General features: G+C 55.1%; 20 protein-coding genes and 2 riboswitches. Of the genes, 10 read left to right on the top strand and 10 right to left on the bottom strand.

The annotated features are described in order from the left end of the window. Positions 1-298: 298 nt before the first annotated feature. Positions 299-3,175 (bottom strand): excinuclease ABC subunit UvrA, encoded by a 2,877-nt coding sequence (gene uvrA / locus MKY96_RS31880; protein ID WP_340946664.1) that lies wholly within the window; start codon positions 3,173-3,175, stop codon positions 299-301. A gap of 451 nt (positions 3,176-3,626) precedes the next feature. Continuing rightward, the gene (uvrB, locus tag MKY96_RS31875; protein ID WP_340946662.1) at positions 3,627-5,618 is read right to left on the bottom strand and encodes an excinuclease ABC subunit UvrB; all 1,992 of its coding nucleotides are present in this window, start codon (positions 5,616-5,618) and stop codon (positions 3,627-3,629) included. 181 nt (positions 5,619-5,799) lie between these two features. On the opposite strand from uvrB, the gene MKY96_RS31870 reads away from it, so the two are divergent. The 3 genes from MKY96_RS31870 to MKY96_RS31860 all read left to right on the top strand — a co-directional run bounded on the left by MKY96_RS31870 (position 5,800) and on the right by MKY96_RS31860 (position 8,195). Beyond that, positions 5,800-6,585, top strand: coding sequence for a flagellar motor protein (locus MKY96_RS31870; protein WP_340946660.1), 786 nt, complete (start codon positions 5,800-5,802; stop codon positions 6,583-6,585). Beyond that, positions 6,582-7,478: a flagellar motor protein MotB gene (locus MKY96_RS31865; RefSeq protein WP_340946658.1), complete on the top strand. Its 897-nt coding sequence runs from the start codon at positions 6,582-6,584 to the stop codon at positions 7,476-7,478. The genes MKY96_RS31870 and MKY96_RS31865 overlap by 4 nt, the downstream gene beginning before the upstream one ends. A gap of 84 nt (positions 7,479-7,562) precedes the next feature. Beyond that, complete coding sequence (locus tag MKY96_RS31860) at positions 7,563-8,195, top strand: hypothetical protein (RefSeq protein ID WP_340946657.1); 633 nt, start codon at positions 7,563-7,565, stop codon at positions 8,193-8,195. Between the two features lie 98 nt (positions 8,196-8,293). On the opposite strand, the gene gcvH is transcribed toward MKY96_RS31860, so the two are convergent. Beyond that, positions 8,294-8,686, bottom strand: coding sequence for a glycine cleavage system protein GcvH (gcvH, locus tag MKY96_RS31855; protein WP_036721148.1), 393 nt, complete (start codon positions 8,684-8,686; stop codon positions 8,294-8,296). 184 nt (positions 8,687-8,870) lie between these two features. Next, positions 8,871-8,968: riboswitch (glycine riboswitch) on the top strand. Between the two features lie 3 nt (positions 8,969-8,971). Beyond that, positions 8,972-9,071: riboswitch (glycine riboswitch) on the top strand. A gap of 81 nt (positions 9,072-9,152) precedes the next feature. Here gcvH and gcvT point away from each other — a divergent pair. The 3 genes from gcvT to gcvPB are packed head-to-tail and all read left to right on the top strand — an operon-like array spanning position 9,153 to position 13,083. After that, entirely contained in the window at positions 9,153-10,277 is a 1,125-nt protein-coding gene (gene gcvT / locus MKY96_RS31850; RefSeq protein ID WP_340946656.1) for a glycine cleavage system aminomethyltransferase GcvT, read from the top strand. Then, a complete protein-coding gene (gcvPA, locus tag MKY96_RS31845; RefSeq protein WP_340946655.1) occupies positions 10,274-11,626 on the top strand; it encodes an aminomethyl-transferring glycine dehydrogenase subunit GcvPA in 1,353 nt (450 codons plus the stop codon). Before gcvT ends, gcvPA begins: the two co-directional genes overlap by 4 nt. Next, positions 11,623-13,083 carry an aminomethyl-transferring glycine dehydrogenase subunit GcvPB gene (gcvPB, locus tag MKY96_RS31840; protein ID WP_340946653.1) on the top strand — a complete coding sequence of 487 codons (1,461 nt, stop codon included), beginning with the start codon at positions 11,623-11,625 and terminating at the stop codon, positions 13,081-13,083. Before gcvPA ends, gcvPB begins: the two co-directional genes overlap by 4 nt. Before the next feature lie 111 nt (positions 13,084-13,194). On the opposite strand, the gene MKY96_RS31835 is transcribed toward gcvPB, so the two are convergent. Beyond that, a complete protein-coding gene (locus tag MKY96_RS31835) occupies positions 13,195-13,968 on the bottom strand; it encodes a LuxR C-terminal-related transcriptional regulator (RefSeq protein ID WP_340946652.1) in 774 nt (257 codons plus the stop codon). Positions 13,969-14,177: 209 nt separating this feature from the next. Between MKY96_RS31835 and MKY96_RS31830 the strand changes: the two genes are divergently transcribed. From MKY96_RS31830 to MKY96_RS31815, 4 genes are all read left to right on the top strand, one after another. Beyond that, positions 14,178-14,528 carry a hypothetical protein gene (locus MKY96_RS31830; protein ID WP_076080104.1) on the top strand — a complete coding sequence of 117 codons (351 nt, stop codon included), beginning with the start codon at positions 14,178-14,180 and terminating at the stop codon, positions 14,526-14,528. Positions 14,529-14,704: 176 nt separating this feature from the next. Continuing rightward, entirely contained in the window at positions 14,705-15,754 is a 1,050-nt protein-coding gene (locus MKY96_RS31825) for an ABC transporter ATP-binding protein (RefSeq protein WP_340946828.1), read from the top strand. Next, positions 15,732-16,541, top strand: coding sequence for an ABC transporter permease (locus MKY96_RS31820; protein WP_340946651.1), 810 nt, complete (start codon positions 15,732-15,734; stop codon positions 16,539-16,541). The genes MKY96_RS31825 and MKY96_RS31820 overlap by 23 nt, the downstream gene beginning before the upstream one ends. Positions 16,542-16,560: 19 nt before the next feature. After that, positions 16,561-17,358, top strand: a complete 798-nt coding sequence (locus MKY96_RS31815; protein ID WP_340946650.1) for an ABC transporter permease — start codon at positions 16,561-16,563, stop codon at positions 17,356-17,358. Positions 17,359-17,491: 133 nt separating this feature from the next. Here MKY96_RS31815 and MKY96_RS31810 read toward each other — a convergent pair whose 3' ends face one another. The 6 genes from MKY96_RS31810 to MKY96_RS31785 form a co-directional block, all read right to left on the bottom strand. Next, positions 17,492-18,310 carry a hypothetical protein gene (locus MKY96_RS31810; RefSeq protein ID WP_340946648.1) on the bottom strand — a complete coding sequence of 273 codons (819 nt, stop codon included), beginning with the start codon at positions 18,308-18,310 and terminating at the stop codon, positions 17,492-17,494. Between the two features lie 91 nt (positions 18,311-18,401). Next, a complete protein-coding gene (locus tag MKY96_RS31805; protein ID WP_340946646.1) occupies positions 18,402-19,532 on the bottom strand; it encodes a cation:proton antiporter in 1,131 nt (376 codons plus the stop codon). Between the two features lie 151 nt (positions 19,533-19,683). Further along, on the bottom strand, positions 19,684-20,007 hold the full coding sequence (locus MKY96_RS31800) for an L-rhamnose mutarotase (RefSeq protein ID WP_340946645.1): 324 nt from the start codon (positions 20,005-20,007) through the stop codon (positions 19,684-19,686). 107 nt (positions 20,008-20,114) lie between these two features. Continuing rightward, on the bottom strand, positions 20,115-21,275 hold the full coding sequence (locus MKY96_RS31795; protein WP_340946643.1) for an ABC transporter permease: 1,161 nt from the start codon (positions 21,273-21,275) through the stop codon (positions 20,115-20,117). After that, positions 21,268-22,434 carry an ABC transporter permease gene (locus MKY96_RS31790; RefSeq protein ID WP_340946642.1) on the bottom strand — a complete coding sequence of 389 codons (1,167 nt, stop codon included), beginning with the start codon at positions 22,432-22,434 and terminating at the stop codon, positions 21,268-21,270. Before MKY96_RS31790 ends, MKY96_RS31795 begins: the two co-directional genes overlap by 8 nt. Positions 22,435-22,448: 14 nt before the next feature. Further along, the gene (locus tag MKY96_RS31785; RefSeq protein ID WP_340946641.1) at positions 22,449-23,384 is read right to left on the bottom strand and encodes an ABC transporter ATP-binding protein; all 936 of its coding nucleotides are present in this window, start codon (positions 23,382-23,384) and stop codon (positions 22,449-22,451) included. Positions 23,385-23,539 lie beyond the last annotated feature (155 nt).

Here is a 23,539-nt window from a genome sequence, read left to right as displayed (position 1 = left end):
CTAAAAACAATGAAACGGAAGGCTTTCCTCTTCTAATTGTAGTTTGTACAACTACATTGCCCGAATGGGTGAAAATCCAGGTATTGAGGCATTTTAATTGCACGAAATACAGCTAAACAGAGATTCGGCGGCACATCCGGCGATTTAGTTGTACAGATTACAATTAAGCCTACCTTTGCACCTAATCGGCGCGCTCGTCCTGGCTCTCATGACTTATGAAACGTGTGAAACCTGCCGCAATATTAAAATACCCCATGCTCTCCTGTAAGAAGAGTCATGGGGTATTGGGGTTCTACAGTTACACCGTCTCAGAAGTCTGCAGCTCCATAGCCTGTGTGCGTTCCGTATCACGGATCAGGACAGGCTTCAGGTAGCGGCCAGTGTAGGATTCTTCAACAGTAATCAGCTTCTCTGGTGTTCCGGTGGCCAGGACCGTACCGCCGCCGCTGCCGCCTTCCGGTCCCATATCGATGATATAGTCGGCGGTCTTGATAACATCGAGATTATGCTCGATGACCAGTACCGATTCGCCGGAATCGACCAGGCGGTGCAGCACCTCCAGCAGGCGGCCGATGTCGTCGACATGCAGACCGGTTGTCGGCTCATCCAGGATATAGAGAGTCTTGCCGGTACTGCGGCGGTACAGCTCGGAAGCCAGCTTCACACGCTGGGCTTCGCCGCCGGATAGGGTGGTTCCCGGCTGGCCGATGTTGATGTAACCCAGACCTACATCCAGCAAGGTCTGCATTTTGCGGTGAATCTTGGGAATATTCTTGAAGAACTCCGTGGCATCCTCCACCGTCATCTCCAGCACATCCGAGATATTCTTGCCTTTATATTTCACTTCCAGCGTCTCGCGGTTATACCTTTTGCCTTTGCAGACTTCACAAGGTACGTAGACATCCGGCAGAAAGTGCATCTCAATCTTGATAATGCCGTCTCCACGGCATGCCTCACAGCGGCCGCCCTTCACATTGAAGCTGAAGCGCCCCTTCTGGAAGCCGCGCACCTTGGCCTCGTTCGTCTTGGAGAACAGGTCGCGGATATCATCGAACACACCTGTATACGTAGCCGGATTGGAACGCGGAGTACGTCCAATGGGGGACTGATCAATCTCAATGACCTTGTCCAGATTCTCCAGGCCGCGGATCTCTTTGTGCAGGCCGGGACGGACCTTGACCGCCTTGTTCAGCTGGCGGGCCAGACTCTTGTAGAGAATCTCGTTAATGAGCGAAGATTTACCGGAGCCGGATACGCCGGTTACCGCTGTGAAGACACCTAGTGGAATCTTAACATTCACATTCTTCAGGTTATTCTCTTTCGCTCCGCGAATCTCGATCCAGCGTTCATTGTCGGTTGGCCGCCGCTTGGCCGTCACCGGGATGAACTTGCGTCCGCTCAAGTATTCACCGGTCAGGGAACCGGGGTCCTTCATAATTTCCTCCGGTGTTCCTTGGGCAATGACCTGACCGCCGTGTTTGCCGGCACCCGGTCCAATGTCGATAATATAGTCAGCCGCCATCATGGTATCCTCATCATGCTCAACAACGATGAGCGTATTGCCCAGGTCACGCATATGGGCCAGCGTGGCAATCAGCCGGTCATTGTCCCGCTGATGCAGGCCGATACTTGGCTCATCCAGAATATAGAGGACACCCATTAGACTGGAGCCAATCTGGGTAGCCAGCCTGATGCGCTGGGCTTCCCCGCCGGATAGAGAACCAGCTGCCCGGCTAAGGGTAAGATAGTTCAGCCCCACATTCACCAGGAAGCCGAGCCGGCTGCTGATTTCCTTGAGGATCAGATTGGCAATCGCTGTTTCTTTCTCACTAAGCTTGAGGTCTGCGAAGAAGTCCAGGCAATCCCCAATCGAAAGATCCGTCACATCCGCAACATTCTGCTCATTGATGGTCACCGCCAGAATCTCTTTCTTGAGCCGCTTTCCCTTGCATGAATGGCAAGGTTTGGCGCTCATGAAGCCTTCTATAAACTCGCGGATACCTTCCGAGGCTGTATCACGGTACCGGCGCTCCAGATTCGGAATAATGCCCTCAAAAGCAACCAGGGCGTCTTTGCGCTGGCCGAAGTCGTTCTCATACCGGAAACGGATCTTCTCGCTGCCTGTTCCGTGCAGCAGCTTGTTCATATGCTCCGGCGATAGGCTACTTACCGGTACATTCTGCGGAATCTTGAAATGCTCGCACACCGATTTAAGGAACTGCGGATAGTAGTTCGACGTACTGCCTGTCCAGGCCAGGAAAGCTCCTTCTTCAATGGATTTCTCTGTATCCGGGATCAGCAGATCGGGATCGACTACCATATTCATCCCCAGTCCGTCACACTCAGGGCAGGCTCCGAATGGGCTGTTGAAGGAGAACATGCGCGGCGCCAGCTCTTCTATGCTGAATCCGCAGACCGGACAAGCAAAGCTGGCACTGAACAGCAGCTCTTCCTGGCCCATCACATCAACGAGAATCTGACCACCCGACAGCTTCAGGGCAGTTTCAAGCGAATCGGTAAGCCGGGTTTCGATATCATCCTTAATCACAATCCGGTCAACGACAACCTCAATGGTATGCTTCTTATTCTTCTCCAGTACAATATCTTCCGTCACTTCCCGCAGCTCACCATCCACACGTACACGGACGAAGCCTTGCTTCGAGATATCGGTGAACAAGCCTTTATGCTCACCCTTACGGCCGGAAATGACCGGGGCCAGAATCTGCAGACGGGTCTTCTCCGGGTATTGCATGATCCGGTCCACCATCTGTTCAACGGTCTGCGAAGTGATCTCTATGCCATGATCCGGACAATGCGGATGGCCAATCCGGGCAAAGAGCAGCCGCAGATAGTCATAGATTTCGGTAACCGTCCCTACCGTGGAACGCGGGTTACGGCTAGTCGTCTTCTGGTCAATCGATATGGCCGGTGAGAGTCCGTCGATGGAATCCACATCCGGCTTCTCCATCTGGCCCAGGAACTGGCGGGCATAGGCAGACAAAGACTCCACATACCGGCGTTGTCCCTCGGCGTAGATGGTGTCGAAGGCCAGGGAGGATTTGCCCGAACCGCTCAGTCCCGTTAGCACCACGAAGCGGTCACGCGGAATCGTTACGTCGATGTTCTTGAGGTTATGGGCCCTCGCGCCCTTGATTACTATACTTTCATGTGCCAACGGTACCTCTCCTTTAAGGGGAATTTAAAATGGAAAAACATTTTGGGAAAATATTTTCGATCCCTCCCAAACCCTCCCTTCCAAGGGAGGGCCCCAAGGGTTGCACCCTCTGGACACCCGCAAGCTCGGCGGAAGGAATTAGGTTGGTGAATGGACGACTACTGGGCTGTGGGCCCGCTACCCCCTACGGGGCCGCTATACGATTAGAGCAATTCGGCTCGCTATGCTTGCCGATAACGCTGTCCCTCCGGGATACGCGCTATGGGCTTAACTGCGGGCTGTTCCTGCGGAATGCGCAAAAGGCTTCAACAACACGCTGTCCCTCCGGGATTCGCGCTAAGTACTCAACTGCGGGCTGTCCCTTCGGGATATGCAAGGGCATGGCCCCTTTATCTTCAAAAGGAACGGCCTGAATAGCGCCGTTCCCTGGATCGTTAACTTCAGCGCCGGGTTACTCTGCCCGCAACTCAAGCAAGGCATCGCGCAGCTCGGCGGCGCGCTCGAATTGCAGGTTCTTGGCGGCGTCCTTCATCTCGGCCTCCAGACGCTGCATCAGGCTCTGCTTGTCTTTCTTGTTCATCTTGCCGCCGACACCGGTGAGATAATCGGCCTTGGACTCGGCCACCTTGGTCGCCTCGATAATATCGCGCACCTTCTTGTTGATGGTCGTCGGGGTAATCCCGTGCTTCTCATTATGGGCGATTTGAATCTCGCGCCGCCGCTGGGTCTCGCTCATGGCCTTCTCCATGGAGTCCGTAATGCGGTCCCCGTACATAATGACCCGGCCCTCCGAGTTACGGGCGGCACGGCCGATCGTCTGGATCAGCGAACGCTCGGAACGGAGGAAGCCTTCCTTGTCGGCATCCAGAATCGCGACCAGCGACACCTCCGGCAGGTCAAGACCCTCTCTGAGCAGGTTAATACCGACCAATACGTGGAATGTGCCCAGACGGAGATCACGCAGTATCGCCATCCGCTCCAGTGTCTTGATATCGGAGTGCATATAACGTACCTTGATGCCAATCTCCTTGAAGTAATCCGTCAGGTCCTCAGACATCTTCTTCGTAAGAGTGGTAACGAGAACACGCTCATCGCGCTCTACACGGTCACGGATTTCATTGATCAGATCATCGATCTGCCCTTCGGTAGGGCGCACTTCAATGATCGGATCAAGCAGACCGGTAGGACGGATGATCTGCTGGACCATCGTATCGCAATGCTCCATCTCATAAGGTCCCGGTGTTGCGGACACGTATACAATCTGGCTCACCTTGTCTTCGAATTCCTCGAATTGCAGCGGACGGTTATCCAGCGCAGACGGCAGGCGGAACCCGTGTTCTACAAGGACTGTCTTACGCGCACGGTCACCGTTATACATCGCCCGGATCTGCGGCAGCGTCACATGAGACTCGTCAATCACAATCAGCATGTCATCCGGGAAATAGTCCATCAGTGTATAAGGAGTCGCTCCCGGCTCACGGAAGGTAAGCGGACCGGAATAGTTCTCGATCCCCGAACAGAAGCCGACTTCCTTCATCATCTCGATATCATAACGGGTCCGCTGCTCCAGCCGCTGGGCCTCCAGCAGCTTGCCCGCTTCACGGAGCACAGCCAGCCGCTCCTCCAGCTCACGCTCAATATTAACCAGCGCGACACGCATAGTCTCTTCCTGGGTAACGAAGTGGGACGCCGGGAAAATCGCGATATGATCGCGTTCACCGATCAGCTCGCCTGTCAGAACATCAATCTCCGTAATCCGTTCGATCTCGTCTCCGAACAGCTCTACCCGGATCGCATGCTCGCCCTGGGATGCCGGGAAGATCTCAACGACATCCCCGCGCACACGGAACGTACCGCGCACGAAATTAATATCATTGCGCTGATACTGGATATCTACAAGCCGGCTCAGAATCTGATTACGCGGCTTCTCCATCCCTACCCGCAGCGAGAGCAGCAGGCTTCCGTATTCCTGCGGCGAACCGAGACCATAAATACAGGACACACTCGCCACGATAATGACGTCACGGCGTTCAAACAGTGAACTCGTTGCCGAGTGGCGGAGCTTGTCGATTTCTTCATTTATGCTGGAGTCTTTCTCAATGTAGGTATCGGAGGAAGGGATGTACGCCTCTGGCTGGTAATAATCGTAGTAACTGACGAAGTAATCCACAGAATTGCTCGGAAAAAATTCTTTGAACTCACTCGCCAGCTGCGCAGCAAGCGTCTTGTTGTGCGCAATAACCAGCGTGGGGCGGTTCAACTTGGAAATCACTTGTGCGATGGTAAAGGTCTTGCCTGTACCTGTCGCTCCCAGCAGCGTCTGGTGCTTCTTGCCCTGCCGGATGCCGTCCAATAACTCTTCTATGGCATGAGGCTGATCGCCCTGGGGTGTATACTCGGACTCCAGTTCAAAAGTCTTCGTACTGACGACAATATCACTCATTTGCCCGTCTCCCCTCTATCGTCTAGAATATATGAATATATTATAATTGTAACCCAATAGCTTCCTCCTCCATACCATACTGAAAAATATGGAAGATAGGAATGCACGTTCCCGTTTATTATACAGCGTTGCCCAGACTGTTGCAAACCATAATATATAGAAATTTAAGGAGCCTGAATTTATGGATTTTACTACAATAATCGGCCTGCTGGCCGGGATTGCCGCCATGATCGGCGGTTTTCTGTGGGAAGGCGGCAGCCTGTCCGGCCTGCTGCAGCCCAATGCTGCCCTGATCGTATTCGGCGGCACACTTGCGGCTGTACTCATCAGCTTCCCGGCATCCAAGCTCCGCAGCATTCCGGCGGCGCTACGTGTGGCTTTTGGCAGGCAGCAAGATACCAGCCGGGAACAAGCTGAAGAGCTGATTGCTATGGCTGCACTCACGCGGCGCGGCGGTGTGCTTGCACTGGAGAAACGAGCGGAGGAACATCCAGATCCCTTCACCCGTGAAGGCCTCTTTCTGATTGTCGACGGCAATGACCCGGATCAGGTCCGGCAGATCCTGGAGCTTGGGATGGATGCCAAGGAACTGAAATATGAAGGCTATGCCAAAATATTCGAAGCCGCTGGCGGCTATGCACCGACCATGGGCATTATCGGCACCGTTATGGGGCTGATCCGGGTACTCAGCAACTTAACGGACCCTTCGAATCTGGGCGCGTCCATTGCCGTAGCTTTTACAGCAACACTCTATGGCGTAGCCAGCGCCAATCTACTCTTTTTACCCATTGCCTCCAAAATTAAATCCCGCAGCCAAAGTGAGCTGGGCACCATGGAGATGCTGCTTGTTGGCATTCTGTCCCTGCAGAACGGGGATCACCCGCATCTCGTCCGGCAAAAGCTGGCCCCCTTCCTGGCAGACGCCCCTAAACGCAGCGCCAGCACCAGTCCGGGAGACCCGCTATGAGACAAAGAAACCGCCGGCAGCACCGCGCCGCCGCAGGTAAGGAGAGCCGGGACCGCTGGATGATTACCTACGCGGATCTGATCACGCTTCTGCTTATTTTCTTCGTGATTCTGTATGCCATGAGCAGCCTCGACTCGCAGAAATATGCCATTGTCAGCGGCTCCTTATCGGATACCTTCAAAAGCGGAAGTACAGTACTGGAGGGCGGAAGCGGCGTGCTGGAGGGCAATCAGGGAAACACAGGGACTGGCGTCGCGAAGGGGCATAATGAAGACGGCGGAACGGCTGGCGGTCCTTCGGCCACAGATTCTGCGAATGCGGACGGGACGGATGGAGCCGGGGCAGATACTCCTGCAGCCGGACAAGAAGGAGATGGGGCTGCACACCAGCCTTCAGCGCGCGAGCTTGCTTTTCGGGAACAGGAGGCGAAGCTGACTGCGCTTATGGGGGTTATCACCCAATACGTGGAGGAGAATAACCTGGGTGAGCAGATTTTTGTTGCCGATAAGCCGCAGGGCATTGCGATCACGCTCAGTGACCGCTTCCTGTTCGATGCGGGTAAGGCTGAGCTGAAATCGCCTGCACTCCCTGCCCTGCGCCAGCTCTCCGGCCTGTTCCGCGGCATCGGCGCGACCATCAGCATCGAAGGCCACACTGACAATGTTCCGGTAACCGCCGCTTCGGAATATACGGATAACTGGGAGCTGTCCGGCGCCCGCGCATTATCTGTGCTGCGCTTTTTCCTGGATAACGAGGGCCTTAGCCCTGATTCCTTCCAGTACGCTGGTTACGCGGATACCAGACCTGCATATGATAATGCTACCGCCGAAGGCAGACAGAAGAATCGCCGGGTCGAACTCATTGTGCTGCGTCAGCTTCAGGAGGAAGAATAGTACGTAACCGCGAGCGAATCAGCTCAGATACCGGCAGGCGGCAAAAGCATATATCCATTTGCTAATATAAGGAGATAGACCGCTATGCAGGATACAAACAGAGCGGCGCCGGAGGCCGCAGGGTTTTTAAGGTTTTTGCGGCTGGCAGTTTCGCTGATCATGATCATTATTGCCCAAGGGATACTTACCCTCTTCGTCGGATTTTTTGCCGCCTTCATGCAGTTCTTCTCCTCCCGCTACTTCTGGGGAGACCTGGCCCGCGTCTACCCGCTGGATAAGCTGATTGCCATTGGCGCTGATTACCTTATTGCCGGAGCTATCTTCGCCCTGGCCTGGTTCGGGGTCTGGTGGATGCTCTACGGCTTGTCCGGGAATGGGCGGATCCGCTGTTTCCCCCTGCTTCTGCTGAGCGCGTATTCGACGTTTCTTCTCCTCTTTTTACAAGTCAATCCGGTCTATAACCCGGAAGCCATGATCCCCAGTTCTGCCGGGGAAGCTACATTTATCGTTTGTATGGGGATGTCTGCCGCCGTGCTTTTCCCGTTTTATTCAGCCGGAGTGTATTATTTCGTGCTCAAGCCCGCCACCCGTCCGCGAAAAAGATACCGTTTCCTGCTGTTGTGCTCTGCATTTTCCCTTGCGGGTCTGGCTCTTCTGCCCCTGTTGTGGCATCTGGCTCCGGGCCTGTATCCGGGTCTGCTCGGGTATCCAGAATGATATACAGACGCAAAAAGGCAGACCTCTCACATTAGTAACATATAATGTAATAAAGAGAAGTCTGCCGTATTCAGCCGCTTTCGTAAATAAGCTAAGCCTTATTCCCCAACCAGTTCCTTGTACGCTGCCGCATCCAGCAGGCCGGTTACTGCCTCTGCGAACTCTGCGTCCAGCTCCAGCTCAAAAATCCAACCGTCTCCGTAAGGCTGATCATTGATCAGCTCCGGGCTGGCCTCCAGCGCATCGTTGATCTTGGTCACCTTACCGGATACGGGTGAATATAGTTCTGATACCGTCTTCACGGACTCGATACTGCCCACGCTGTCGCCTGCGGAGATCGCCGCGCCGACTTCCGGGAATTCTACAAACACGATATCGCCGAGCAGATGCTGCGCATGATCCGTAATCCCTACACGTACTACGCGTCCCTCGCCCTGCTGCGCCCACTCATGCTCTTCGCTGTATAGCAGGTTGTCAAGCACTTCACTCATGTCCAAGCCGCCTCTTTTCCGTAATTGGAGTTCTAAATTTAGTTATAGCCTAAGTTATCGGCTTGCCTAATGTCAATATAACTGACAGTAAAATTAAATTTGTCAACTTTTTGACGTTTTTTGATTGACAGGGCGGAGGGTTACCCGGTTTAATGGAGTCAGTAGAAAAACATATGGTTTGCGAATGATGGCATAGGGAGAGACTGTCTCACAGGAAGACAGCGCCGAAGGAGTAAGCCCGGGATGGGTGAATCTCTCAGGCAAAAGGACCTTTGCCGGACGCATCTCTGGAGAGCATCCAGGCCTGTAGCATAGGCTCACGGATCACCAACGGGGAAACCTGCACCAACAGCTGCAGGGTAACTCTCAGGTACAAAGGACAGAGCGAAAGTCCATTTATGCATGCGTGCATAATGGCTTTCGCCTGTCCTTTTTCGTATGTAATCAAAGCCAAGGGAGTGACGAGATGGAGTCTTTGAGAAGAACACCTTTTTATGATCTCTATGCCGCTTATGCGGAGTCCAGATGTATTGATTTCGGCGGCTGGGAGCTGCCGGTGCAGTTCACAGGCATCGTGAAGGAGCATGAAGCCGTCCGCAATCAGGCCGGACTGTTCGATGTCTCCCACATGGGGGAATTCATGGTTACCGGAGAGGGCGCCGAAGCCTTCCTCCAGAGAATGACCACGAATGATGTCAGCCGCCTGAAAGACGGCGCGGCGCAGTATACTCTCATGCTCTATCCAAGCGGCGGAGTGGTGGACGATCTGCTCGTATACCGGCTGGGTGAGGAGCGTTACATGCTTGTCGTCAATGCGTCGAATATCGACAAGGACTTCCAGTGGCTGCAGGAGCATCTTACCGCTGAATTCAGCGGTGTCACCCTGAAGAATATCTCGGATGAGACGCTGCTGCTCGCTTTGCAGGGACCGCTGGCAGAGACGATTCTGTCCAAGGTCACGCAGGTGTCTCTAACAGAGCTTAAGCCGTTCCACTTCATCGAACACGCTGAAATCTGCGGCGTCACCGTCCTGCTCTCCCGTACCGGATATACTGGCGAGGACGGCTTCGAACTGTATGCTCCCGCAGATACAGCAGCAGCACTCTGGAACGGCCTGCTGGCCGCAGGCGCACCCCATGGCCTGACTCCCGCCGGACTCGGCGCACGCGATACGCTCCGCTTCGAAGCCAAGCTGCCGCTGTACGGCCAGGAGCTGTCGGCGGATATTACGCCGCTTGAAGCCGGTGTCCAGTTCTTCGTGAAGCTGGATGCAGGGGATTTCATCGGCCGTGACGCCCTGCTGAAGCAAAAGGAAGCCGGTCTGCCCCGGCGTCTTGTGGGCCTGGAGATGATCGACCGCGGCATTCCCCGCTCCCACTACCCCGTGTACGCGGACGGAGTCAAGATCGGTGAAGTAACGACTGGCACCCAATCCCCGACACTGAAACGGAATCTCGGACTTGCCCTGCTGGATGCTGCCTATACGGAGATCGGCACAGAGGTGTATGTGGAGATTCGCGGCAAGCAGCTTAAGGCTGCCGTCATCAAAGCCCCATTCTACAAAAGAAGCCAAGGAGTGAAGCCGCAATGAAGCACCGCTATCTGCCTATGACTGAGCAAGACCGTGCAGAAATGATGGAAACCGTAGGCATCCAGTCCATCGACGAGCTGTTCGCCGATATTCCGCAGTCCGTCCGCTACCAGGGAACGATGCCGATGTCCGGCGCTCTGGACGAATACGCACTGCTTCGCCATATGAAGGGTCTGGCTGACAAGAATGCCGACTTCGACACGCACACCAGCTTCCTGGGCGCCGGATTGTATGATCACCATGTTCCGGTTGTCATCAACCATGTGATTTCCCGTTCGGAATTCTATACTGCTTACACTCCTTACCAGCCGGAAATCAGTCAGGGGGAGCTTCAGGCGATCTTTGAATTCCAGTCGTATATCTGTGAGCTGACCGGAATGAAGGTTGCCAATGCCAGTATGTATGACGGCGCAACCGCCTTCTCCGAAGCGGCTGTGCTGGCCGCAGGCGCCACCAAACGCAAGAAGCTGATTGTCTCCCGTACGGTTCACCCGGAAGCGCGTCAGGTGCTTCGTACCTCCGCCAACGCCTGGGGCCTGCAAATTGTAGAGATTGACTACGCAGACGGGGTAACGGATCTCGCCAAGCTGGCCGAAGCCATTGACAGCGATACGGCCGCTGTGCTGGTTCAGTCGCCGAACTTCTTCGGCGGTATTGAGGATCTGCGCCAGATCGAGCCGCTGATCCACGCGGTCAAGGGACTGCTCGTGGTCAGTGCGAACCCGATTGCGCTCGGCGTGCTGGAATCCCCGGGAAGGCTTGGCGCAGACATCGTAGTCGGCGACGCCCAGCCGCTGGGAATCGCCGCATCACTCGGTGGACCCACCTGCGGATTCTTCGCCGTGGCCGAGCCGCTGATGCGCCGGATGCCGGGCCGGATCGTCGGCCAGACGGTTGACCGGAATGGCAAGCGCGGCTTCGTGCTGACGCTGCAAGCCCGCGAACAGCATATCCGCCGTGAGAAGGCGACCTCGAATATCTGCTCCAACCAGGCACTCTTGGCGCTATGCGCTTCCGTCTATCTGTCCGTGATGGGCAAGGAGGGCATGCGCGAGGTGGGTGAGCTGAACATCCGAAAGAGCCACTATGCCGCTGGGCGGCTGGCTGAAATCACTGGCGCAGAGCGCGTCTTCACTGCCCCATTCTTCAATGAATTCGTCCTGAAGCTCCCGGAGGGCAGCAGTGTGAGTGCAATTAACTCCAAGCTGCTGAAGGAAGGCTATCTGGGCGGTTATGACTTAAGCCGAGATTATCCCGAGCTGGCCGGACACATGCTGGTGGCCGTAACGGAGAAACGAAGCAAGACCGAAATTGACGAATTCGCAAGCGCACTGGAGGGCTGTGTATGAAACCGGAACAAAGTCTGATTTTTGAATTAAGCCGTCCCGGCCGCTCGGCCTACTCCCTGCCTCTGTGTGATGTGCCGCAGGACGAGGGCCTTGGCTCACTCATTCCCGAAGGGCTGCTGCGCAGTGAGCCGGTCGTACTGCCGGAGGTATCGGAAGTGGATGTCATCCGCCACTATACCGCCCTGTCCCGCCGCAACTTCGGAGTCGATAACGGCTTCTATCCGCTTGGCTCCTGCACGATGAAATACAACCCCAAGATCAACGAGGATGTCGCCCGCTTCCCGGGACTCTCTAAGATCCATCCCTATCAGCCGGAAGAGAGCATCCAGGGGGCGCTTGAACTGATGTACACGCTGCAAAAGGATCTGGCCGCCCTGACCGGCATGGATGCCGTATCCCTGCAGCCTGCTGCCGGCGCCCATGGCGAGTGGACCGGACTGATGATGATCCGCGCCTACCATGAGAGCCGCGGCGAGGTCCGCACCAAGGTCATCGTGCCGGATTCCTCGCACGGGACCAACCCGGCGAGCGCCGCAGCAGCGGGACTGGATACCGTGACCATCCCCTCCAACGACAAGGGAATGGTCGATCTCGAAGCGCTGAAGGCGGCGGTCGGCAGCGACACCGCTGCGCTGATGCTCACGAACCCGAGTACCCTCGGACTCTTCGAGACGCAGATCGTCGAGATCGCGGCAATTGTCCATGAAGCGGGCGGCCTGCTCTATTATGACGGAGCGAACTCCAACGCGATTATGGGCATTACCCGCCCGGGCGATATGGGCTTCGATGTGGTGCATCTCAACCTGCACAAGACGATGAGCACGCCGCACGGCGGCGGCGGGCCGGGAGCCGGACCGGTCGGCGTGAAGGCGAAGCTGATTCCATTCCTGCCGCAGCCTACGGTGGCCCAGAACGAAGACGGCAGCTTCACGCTGGACTGCGGCGGGCCGGAATCGATCGGCCGCGTCAAAGCCTTTTACGGCAACTTCGGGATTCTCGTCCGTGCATATGCCTATATCCGCACCTACGGTCCCGACGGCCTGCGTGAGGTGTCCGAGAACGCTGTGCTGAACGCCAACTATATGATGCACCGGCTGGCTCCTTACTTCGAGATTCCCTTTCCGGGGGTCTGCAAGCATGAATTCGTGATGTCCGGCAAGAACCTTAAGCAATACGGTGTGCGCACGCTGGATGTAGCCAAACGGCTGCTTGACTTCGGCTATCATCCGCCAACCGTCTACTTCCCGCTGACGGTAGAGGAATGTATGATGATTGAGCCGACCGAGACCGAGAGCAAGGAGACGCTCGACGGCTTCATTGAGACCATGATCCGAATCGTCAAGGAAGCCGAGGAGACGCCTGAGATTGTCATTAATGCACCGCATACGACTGAAATCAGCCGCCTGGATGAGACACAGGCCGCGCGTAAGCCGGTACTCAACTGCTCCTGCGGTTAACCTTCTGCCAGAGAAGCCGGACTTAGATGGTACACCAAATAGCCGGGTCAGGGATACATTGGTATCGCTGCCCGGCTATTTGATATATGTACCTGATGCAGATTTCCCCGGCTACGGCGTAAGCCGCTTCACGAATTGGAAGCGGTCATTCACCCGCATTTTACTATAGATGCTCTTCAGCATATTGCGCACGGTGCCTTCACTGATCCCCAGATCGCTTCCGATATGCAGCGCACTCTTCTCCAGCAGCCACAGCCTGGCTACCTCCTGCTCCCGCGCGGTCAGCTTATACTCCAGCAATGTGGATTCAAGCCGGTACTGCTGCATCTCCGGGTTCTTCTCCATCCACTTCTCCATGATATTCTCAGCAATCTGCTGCACGAAGGGAATGGCGAATTCAATAGGCTCTCCTCTATTAAAAGAAATATCAACATATCCGTAAACGGTATCATGATCCTGCAAGGGAGCGCATACACAGTTCCAGTCGCGGAAGGTCTGATCCGTATGTTCCGTCCCCCGCACCACTCCGATGCAGTTCATCTCCATCGCCAGCGATACAGCATTCATTCCCGCCTGCTGCCTGCTTAAGCTGACCCCCGGACGCAGCTCCGCCTGCTCCATCTCGGCCTGCGTCTCCGAAGAAGAATAGACCAGCTCCAGAATGGTCCCCGCCTTGTCCGTCAGGAACACCACATAAGGAATGGAGAGCAGCTGGCTTAATTTGTTCATTTCACTGCGGATGGAAGCAATCATAGCTCTATGATAGATATGCTCCCTGGATTCTTCAGAAGAACCCGCCACGGACATTCCGCTCTGGACATCAAGTTGGGGTTCACCCAGAGGCCGGAAGGCTTCAAGTTCGCTTGCTTCTAAATCCCCAGGCATACTCCATGCTCTTGATTGATTAAAGACTCTCACAAACGATCCCTCCATTTTTACCAATTCCTATATAATCAATTTTAAAAGAAAGCATTATAACATACAATTACGGAATAATGAACATTCAGTATTGGATCTGTAAATCCCCGCGTTAGCGCTGTAAAATGTAGAAATCTGTTCATCCTATATTTCTACATCATTCCGGGAGGTTCGACATGCTTCGCATCGGCTATCTATCGGCTGCTCTTAATCTGGCTACTGCCATGGTGTCATTCCTGCGCTTCGGCAGTAATTATGCCCTGCTCATCATGGCCAGCTATACCCTCTTAACCCTTGCGGGATACCGGCTGCTGCAGAACAAAAGGACATTATATCTTATCCCTCTGCTCACCTTCAGCTGTTCATTCCTCTTATACAACGTGACCTATGTATTGTTGAAGCAGATTAATCTCGTAGACCTGTATGCTGTAGACTGGAGACTCGAGGTTCAGCTGGCGCTTCCCCTGCTGGTAGGGTTCGCCGTCCAGACTCTCCTTAAGCGTAGCGGCAACTCCCGGCTGGTGTAGGCTATACGGGGTTGCCGCTTTTTTTTGCAAAATCGACTTAAACTGATAGTTTTCGACATCTGCTCAGTGATATATTTACTCTTACGTCTGTCAGACCGCTGAGGATTCAGAAGTTTTCTCCGCAGGCATCTGCGGTAACGCTTTCAGAGCAATGAACAGGAGGGTTAAGCTTGAGTATGATTGAAGCCAAAGGGCTGAGTAAGTCCTTCATGCAGGCGGTGAAGGAGCCGGGCCTTAAGGGAGCGGTGAAGCATCTCTTCCTGCCCAGGCATATTGAGAAGGTGGCGGTCAAGCCGCTGGATCTGAGGATCGAAGCGGGGGAGACGGTGGCCTACGTGGGACCGAACGGCGCCGGTAAATCGACTACCATCAAGATGCTGACCGGCATTCTGATGCCTTCCTCCGGGAGTATCTCGGTGAACGGGATCAATCCGTACCGCAAAAGAATGGAAAACGCCGCCCAGATCGGCGCAGTCTTCGGGCAGCGCACCCAGCTGTGGTGGGATATTCCGATTGCCGAGTCCTTCTCGCTGCTGAAGGATATCTATCAGATTCCGGATGCCCTCTACAGGAAGAACATGGACTTGTTCACCGACATGCTCGGGATGAGCGAATTCATCCACCTGTCCGCACGGAAGCTCTCGCTGGGTCAGCGCATGCGTGCCGATCTGGCCGCAGCCCTGCTGCATAATCCGCCGATTCTGTATCTCGATGAGCCGACGATTGGCCTTGATGTATCTGTGAAGGAGAAGATCCGCGGGTTCATTAAGCAGATCAACCAGGAGCAGCAGACGACCGTGATGCTGACGACCCATGACCTGGGCGACATTGAGGACCTGTGCAAGCGGCTGGTCATTATCGATCACGGCGCGATTATTTATGACGGGACACTGAGCGAGGTCAAGGCCCGTTTTGCCAAAAACCGCGTCATCTTCTTCCAGGTACGCTCCCCCATGCCGGAATTGTACGAGCTGCTGGAGCAGAGCCCCGGGCTGAAGCTGGAACAGCAGAGCAGCCAGGAGTTCTCGGTCACTTTTGACCGGTATGAATATACCGCCAGTGAAGTGGTTAGCCGGGTGATGAAGCATGGGGAGGTACTCGATTTCCGCATGGAGGATACCCACATTGAGCAGGTCATTAAGGCTGTCTATGACGGCCATCTGGACCTGAACGAGCATCGGGAAGCAAGGGGGCAGGAGCTGAATGATAACAGCAGCCGGGCTTAACAAATACAGAAGCATTGCCAACCGCTCCCTGCAGAATGTGATGGCCTACCGGAACTCCTATATCATTAATTTACTGGCGAACTCGATTAATCTCGTAACGATCTTCTTCCTCTGGCAGGGAATCTATGGCGGGCGCGAGGCAGTGGGCGGCTACTCCTGGGATCAGATGAAGACCTATCTGCTGGTGACCTTCCTGGCCAATTCCGTCCTGTCCTGGTATTCCGAGACCGCCATCTCCGGCAAAATCCTGGACGGCAGCGTCGCCATGGACCTGCTGAAGCCGATTGATTTCCAGACGGCCCGATTCGCCGAGACCTTGGGCGCAAGCCTGCTGGAGGGGGCAATGAGTACGGTTCTGCTGATCGTGTTCGCCACCTTCCTTACCGGAGTGACCTTCCCCCACTCGCCGGTCGTCTATCTGCTGTTTGCGGTCAGTCTGCTCTGCGCGGTTGTGGTCAAATTCGGCGTGGTCTATCTGGCGGCGCTGTTATGCTTCTGGTCGACGGGGTCCCTCGGGATTGTCTGGACGCGGATTGCGCTCACTAACCTGCTGTCGGGCGCGCTGGTGCCATTGGCCTTCTTCCCGGACTGGCTGGAAAAGCTGGCGCTGCTGCTGCCCTTCCAGGCCATCATTCATACGCCGACGATGATCTTCCTGCAACAGGCAGATACGTGGGAAAGCCTGCGGCTGATAGGGATTCAGCTCTTTTGGGGGGCAGGGCTCTGGATGGCGGGCAAAGCCATGTGGAACTGGGCGGTCCGCCAGGTGACCATTCATGGAGGCTAAGGCTGAAGGAGGACGCAGAATGAAAATATCGCAAATGCTCTATCTCTATAGAAGGCTGTATGTGCAGCAGCTTAAGGCGATTCTGGAGTATAATAAAGACTTTTACATCCTGATGTGTGCGGCAGCCTTGACGCAGGTATTGGGGTTCGTGTTCCTGTGGGTGATCTATGACCGGATTCCGGATATTCAGGGCTGGCAGTTCTGGGAGGTCACCTTCATGTACGCTATGATCTTCCTGACGGAGGGGGCGGGTTCGCTGTTCTTCGAGGGCAGCTGGCGGCTGGGCAGGCTGGTCAACACAGGAGAGCTGGACCGTTATCTGCTGCGGCCGGTGCCGGTGGTTCTTCAGGTGTTCTGCACAGGGATTGGGATTAACGGACTCGGCAATCTGCTCATCGGCGGGGTCATCATCTGGCAGTCGCTTGTGCACAGCCCCATCCACTGGACTACGGGCAAGGCCGCCATTCTTATCCTGTTATTCGTCACAGCGGTCATTATCCGGGTATCCATTAACCTCATGGGTAACTCGGCGGCCTTCTGGATTCGCAATGCCGGGAATGCATTCCCGCTAATGGTGCATAATCTGTCCGATCTGGCCAAATATCCGATTACCCTGTTTCCGCAGGCGATCCGCATCTTCATTTCGACGGTGCTGCCCTATGCGTTCATCAGCTTCTACCCGGCAACCTATATTTTCGGCAAAAGCGGCTGGTCCGGCTGGTGGCTCCTCGCCCCTGTCGCGGCTATCGGAAGCGCGGCTGCGGCTTACGGGGTCTTCCGGTACGGGCTGTCCCGGTATGAGAGTACGGGGAACTGAATGTTAGTTAAATACATTTGGAGCAGGATCAGTGTTAGTTCATTGATGGACGCTCCGCAAACGGACCGTTGTTCCAATCGCTCTGCTGTTTAAGCAGAGCACGGGTACCTCTTAAAAAGAACGCATAACACCTCTAACGCGCGATAAACAGCCGCTTCTCCAGATCCAAGTCGTACACCTGCGGCTTCAGCTCCGGGTCGGTCCCGGCACCCTCAGGCGAGTGTACCACTAATTGTTCATTCTGGTTAGCAGGTACGGGTTGAATCTCGGAGTAGACCAGCGTGTCATGCACGATATCCCCCTGCTTGAAGGACAGGGGAAATACTTCTCCGCTCATCTTATTGACCGCGAAGGCGTAAGCAACTAATCCATGCCCGGACTTATACTGGGGAGCAAACAGATATACTTCTGCATCCTTGAAGCTGACTTTATCGAACTCGAGGACCTGGTCTGATGGGCGTACGAACAAGAAAGCAGGCAGCTTAAGCAAGACCTGATCCTGATCCCCCGCCCGGTACACGATGGAGTAATCAGCCTGATACGTCTGCTCCCCTTCGAGACCGTAATTGCTGGATGTCTCCAGATGTCCGCGCTCCTCGGAGCTGCTTGCGATCATCAGCAGCTCGCCTTGTCCCGCTGCACTTCTAGCGCGTATGGTTCCCGCAGCATTAACGGAATCGGCAATTACCAGGTTGGCGGGAGCTTCTGGTTGAACCGGACTCGATAGGCCTGCTGTAGTTGCCGGAACCGCTGCGGATGCAGTTTCTGAGGCTGCGGGTGAAGCGGTTGTTGCCGGTGGAGACGCAGGAGCAGATGCTATAGCAGACGGAGCCGGTTCTGCCGACGGAGTAGCTGTGCCGGATACACCCTGGCTGCTGCACCCCAGCAGCAGGCCGAGTACCAGGAGTGCGCCCGCTGTACGTGTTGTAGCTGTAGACCGGATTGGACTCATTCCCCTCTAATCGTTTTTTGAGTACAACCTATTATATAAGATTATCACGGTCCACAAATTTAGAGATTGTCTTATTTTCTTTAAAAAATAGTCATCGGAACATGCCCTTGAGCAGCGGGGGCGTGACAAGTGTGGTTACAATTACAGCAATAATCACTCCAGTGAAATACTCCGGCTGCAGCAGCCCGCTCGACAGGCCCGTGGCGGCTATAATCAGAGCGACTTCGCCTCTGGAGATCATGCCTGCGCCGATAATGAACGAGGACCGGGTATTGAACCCGGTCAGCCGTGCGCCGATTCCGCCGCCCAGCCATTTCGCCAATATTGCGAACAAGGATAACACCACCACAAATAGAATGTGGCTGCCCAGCCCCTCGAAGCTGACACTCAGCCCGATGCTCACAAAAAAGACTGGTACAAACAGCGTATAGGCAATCGGCTCTACTTTGGACTCCACCACCTGCTTGAAGGACGTCTGGGCAATAGCAATTCCGGCGGCAAAAGCGCCGATGATGCCGGCCATCCCCATCCGTTCGGCAAAATATGCATAGGCGAAGAGAATCACCAGAGCAGCGGTCATGACCGCCTCGGTTACCCGCAGGGGGGCGAGCCAGCGCAGCAGCCGGGGCACGGCCAGCCAGCCTGCGAGAATGGCGACGGCGAAGAACAGCAGTTTTTTGCCGATCAAGAGGGGAATGGAGATGTCACTGCCTGTGCCGAAAAAGCTCATCAGCACCGCCAGCAGAATCACAACAAGAATGTCATCGATCACCGCCGCTCCCAGAATGGTCGAGCCCTCCGGCGAATTCAGCCGGTCCATCTCCTTCAGCACCTGAACGGAAATACTGACCGAGGTTGCGCTAAGAATCACCCCCAGGAAGAGGGCATTATGATCCGCGAAGCCGAACCACGCCCCGATGCCATACCCGCCGATAAAAGGCAGCAGAATTCCGCCCACCGCGACCGCCAGAGCCGACTTCCAGTTCTCACGCAGCTGCTTCAGGTCTGTCTCCAGTCCCGCGATGAACATCAGCAGCAGCACGCCAATCTCGGACATGTAATGAATGAATCCGCCCGGCTGCACCCAGCCGAGCACGGCAGGTCCGAGAAGGATGCCGACCAGCAGCTTCCCCAGCACCGCAGGCTGCCCGAGCCGCACAGACAAGTCCCCGGCCAGCTTGGTGAATAATAGAATCAGCAGTAAATACAGTATGAATTCCACTTGCTATTTCCACTCCTTTTCTCCTGAAAAACTCCATAAAACGACAAAGAGAAGCCTTGGTGACAGGCTCCTCCTAATAACACTGACCTATTCAGTTCACTTCACACGATTCTCTCCAGTATAACTCCAATGAATATTGCTGTAAACCGGACTACTTCAGATAAAAGACCTCTTGCAGCGGTACCATCGGAACCGCATCGTTGAAATCGAAGGATCCCTCGACCATTTTCGAGGTGATCGCATTCCAGCGGTTGCAGGCCTCGCTCCCGGCGATGTAGGCGAATGCTGCTTCCGTATCATCACATTCGAAGCAATAGAAGAACTGGTTGCCATTCTGAAAAATCGAATAGTTGCGGATGCCCGCTTTACTGTGCTCCTCCAGAATCTCCGGCCACGGGTCCAGATGCATCTGTACGTATTCCTCTAAGTTTTCCTCTTTCACCTTCCAGGTCCAAGCCAGCTTGTTGCTGCCCATCTCGCATCCCCCTGTCATATGTTCCTTCGATTCAATCATATCACATAATTAAGTGGTTTGGACATGTCCGATTCGGACATCAGGGGCAGCAAGGATATGCTTCGATATCAGGTACTGATTCCCGCTTCGTTCGGACGGAGAATGGCAGAGCCAATCGCCAGCAGAACGGCGGCCATCAGGCCCAGGATCGCAAACGGCATCCACAGCTCATTCCAGCCGCCACCGGTCGCGGCAATGTCCACCGCCTGTATCGCCCATTTCTGCGGTGTAAAGTTGGCCAGCTTCTGCATATATTCCGGCATGATGGAGACGGGCCAGAAGCAGCCGCCCAGCATGCAGGTCGGGGTAAGAATCAGCGAATTCAGCATCCCCGCATTGCGCGGATTGCGGATCAGCCCGGCAACGGTGCTGGCAATCCCCATGGAGACCAGCATGAAGGCCGCCAGAACCAGGAAGTAGAGAAAGAGCGGCATCTCATAATCGTAGCGGAGCACCCATTTGCCCAGGGCCAGCACTACGGTGATCTGAATCATTCCTACAAGAAAGCTGCCCAGGAAGTTGCCAAGCGCAATTTCATAGGAACGGACTGGAGCGCTGAACATGCGCATCATGGTCCGCCCTCTGCGGTCATCCGTGATCTGGGAGACAGAGCTGGTCACCAGCGCCATCAGGAACATAAGCGTCATCCCTGTAACTACGCCCAGGGTCTGCCGCGGATAGAGATCATAATCGGTACGGATGCTGCCCACGTTGTGCTGCTCCGACTGCTTCAGCACAGCAGCGAGCTGCGCCTGCATATCGCCTGTTCCTCCGCTGGCGGCAGCAACGGTATGTGCTGCTTCGGCAATTTGAGCGGCAGTGGCGGTGATCTTCATCTTCATCATCATTGAGCCTTCACTTGCCCGAAGCTCATAGATGCTGATCTGCGGCGGCTCCCCCGCCATTAAGGCGGCAGTGTACCCGGCAGGAATGAACACCCCCACCGTTCCCTCCTGCTTAATTGTCGCTTCCTTCAAGGCAGCCTCGTCGCTGCGCGGCTCGAACTTATACTCTCCGGCCAGCTCCAGCTCCGTAATCAAATGTCTGCCAGCTGCCCCCGTATCCGAGTTGACGTATAGAACGGTTGCCGGTCCCTCCGCCATCCCTCCGGTAAGGGAGATAATCGCTGCCACCACTACGCCGGGAAGCAGAATGAATACCATAAGCCCTCTGAAGGTGCCAATACTTCGTTTGATCATATTCCAGGCAATAATTAATATTTTATCCACGGTAACCCACCTTCCGGTATGAGACAATCACTGCCGCGAACAATGCCGCGCTAATGATGCACATCACCCACAGATTCGGCAAAAGCTGCTCCAGACCGGAATGCAGCATCATCCGGATGACTGCCTGCTGTGCCCAATGGTTAAGCGTGAATGCCCCTGCGCTGTTCACCCAGGAATCGGGAAGCGGCGCCATTCCACCGCTGACAAAGGTCATTACTACAGTCAGGACACTAATGATATTCGTAGCTGTCGCTGAGGTCCGGCTGAAGAGGCAGATCAGTACGGCCAGTGTCATTGAGGCGGCAATCATCAGCAGGCAGAACAGCAGCAGCAGTCCCGGGCGGTTGCCCCAGTAGACGCCGAACAGCCAGTCAGACAGCAGAATAATCGTGAGGCACTGCAGGATGCTGACCAGGCCTACGCCGAGCATTTTGCCGATGAACAGATGACTGTCTTTTACCGGCATGGAATGGATTCTGAACAGCGTATGGTTCTCTTTATCGTTAAAAAGTGAGGCTGTCACGGTCAACCCGCTGTACATCAGGAACATCAGCAGCATGGACGCTGCATAGAACTGGGCCGCCGAATAGGTCTTCCCGCCATTGTTCAGATCCCCCAGTACCACCCCCGGCTTACCGGCAGGTGCCGTAGTCGCTGTAAGAGCCTGTGGTCCAAGGGTTACGGCTGCCGCCTGCTTATAATTCAGCTCCATCAGCAGATTGTCGAAGGCGGTTCCGGCGACCCGGTTATCGGCATGGCTCCTGCCCAGAATGAACTCCAGGCTCGCCTTCTTACCGCTTTGCACCTCCTGGTCGAAGCCGGGGGGAACAATCACCCCATAGGCATATTTGCTGGTGCGCAGCCCGCTCTCCGCGGCTTCACGGCTCTCTGTCTTGACAGGAATAATGAGTCCCTTCACCTCAGGCGTCTCAAGAAAAGCCGTAAGGATCGCAGATGCCTCCGCCCCCCCGCCTCCGTTATTCACAATAGCTACACGTACAGGCTTGATCTCATCTGCCCCCTGTACCCCGACCACCCCGGAGAGCGAAGCGCCCAAGAGGAAGATCAGCACCAGCGGCAGCAGGAACATATTAAGCAGCAACGTGCGTGAACGGAGCTGTCTGCGCAGCTCAAATTTCATAATAATCCAGGTATTCACGTTTCTCCCCCTCTCTAGTCCCGCAAGGTCCGGCCGGTCAGACTAAGGAACAAGGTCTCCAGATCCGGCTCTTCAATATTCAGGGAGGCAATGACCCCTTCGTGCTTGGAGAAAATAAACAGAATATCCTGGAGCGCACTTTGCGAGGAGGGAAGATACAGCTCTACCGCATCCTGCACCGCTTCTACCCGGTTGATCCGGGGATGCTGCCCCAGCTCGTTCACTAAGGCAGGGGTGATGCCCGCTGCCTTCACAACGATTTTCTCCTCGTGGGCCACCCGTTCGCGCAGCTCGTTCTCCGTACCGCAGGCAATAATATGCCCCTGGTCCATAATGGCCACCCGGTCACAGATCGCAGCAACCTCCTCCATATAATGGCTGGTGTAGATCACCGACGACCCCATCTTATTCAAAGCCTTCACGGATTCCAGAATATGATTGCGTGACTGCGGATCAATGCCTACTGTGGGTTCATCCATAATAATCAGGCGCGGCCGGTGCATGATGGCACAGGCGATATTCAGCCGTCTTTTCATCCCTCCCGAGAAGGTGGATGGTTTATCCCTCGCCCGGTCGCTTAGGCCGGTGAACTCAAGCGCCTCTTGGGTCCGCTCCTTCAGCAGCTGTCCGCGCAGCCCATAGAGCCTGCCGAAAAAGCTTACATTATCGGTTGCCGTCATATTCTCGTATAACGCCAGCTCCTGGGGTACAAGCCCGATACGCTTCTTCACCTCAAGCGGCTGCTCCCGTACGGACAGCCCGTCGATGATAATATCGCCGCTGTCGGCTTGAAGCAGCCCGCAGATCATGCTGATGGTCGTGCTTTTGCCGGCACCGTTCGGGCCCAGCAGGCCGAAGATTTCACCCTCCTGTATATTGAAATTCACGTGATCCACAATCAGCTTACCGTCATATCTCTTCACAACATCGCTCAGTACTGCAAGTGCCATTGCCGATGCCCCCTGTTCCTTCATTCTCGTATTCTTATTGTATAGTAGGGCGGACACAGCCGAAGGTACTAAAGGTCATGATCCAGAGGTGACGAAAGTCATCTCCTGAAGGGCAGCACTCTTATGCTAAGATGGTTATACCTGAGAAGAATGTT

Source organism: Paenibacillus sp. FSL R7-0302, assembly GCF_038006885.1.
Lineage (GTDB): Bacteria > Bacillota > Bacilli > Paenibacillales > Paenibacillaceae > Paenibacillus_AQ.
This window is presented reverse-complemented; position numbering and strand designations above follow the sequence as displayed.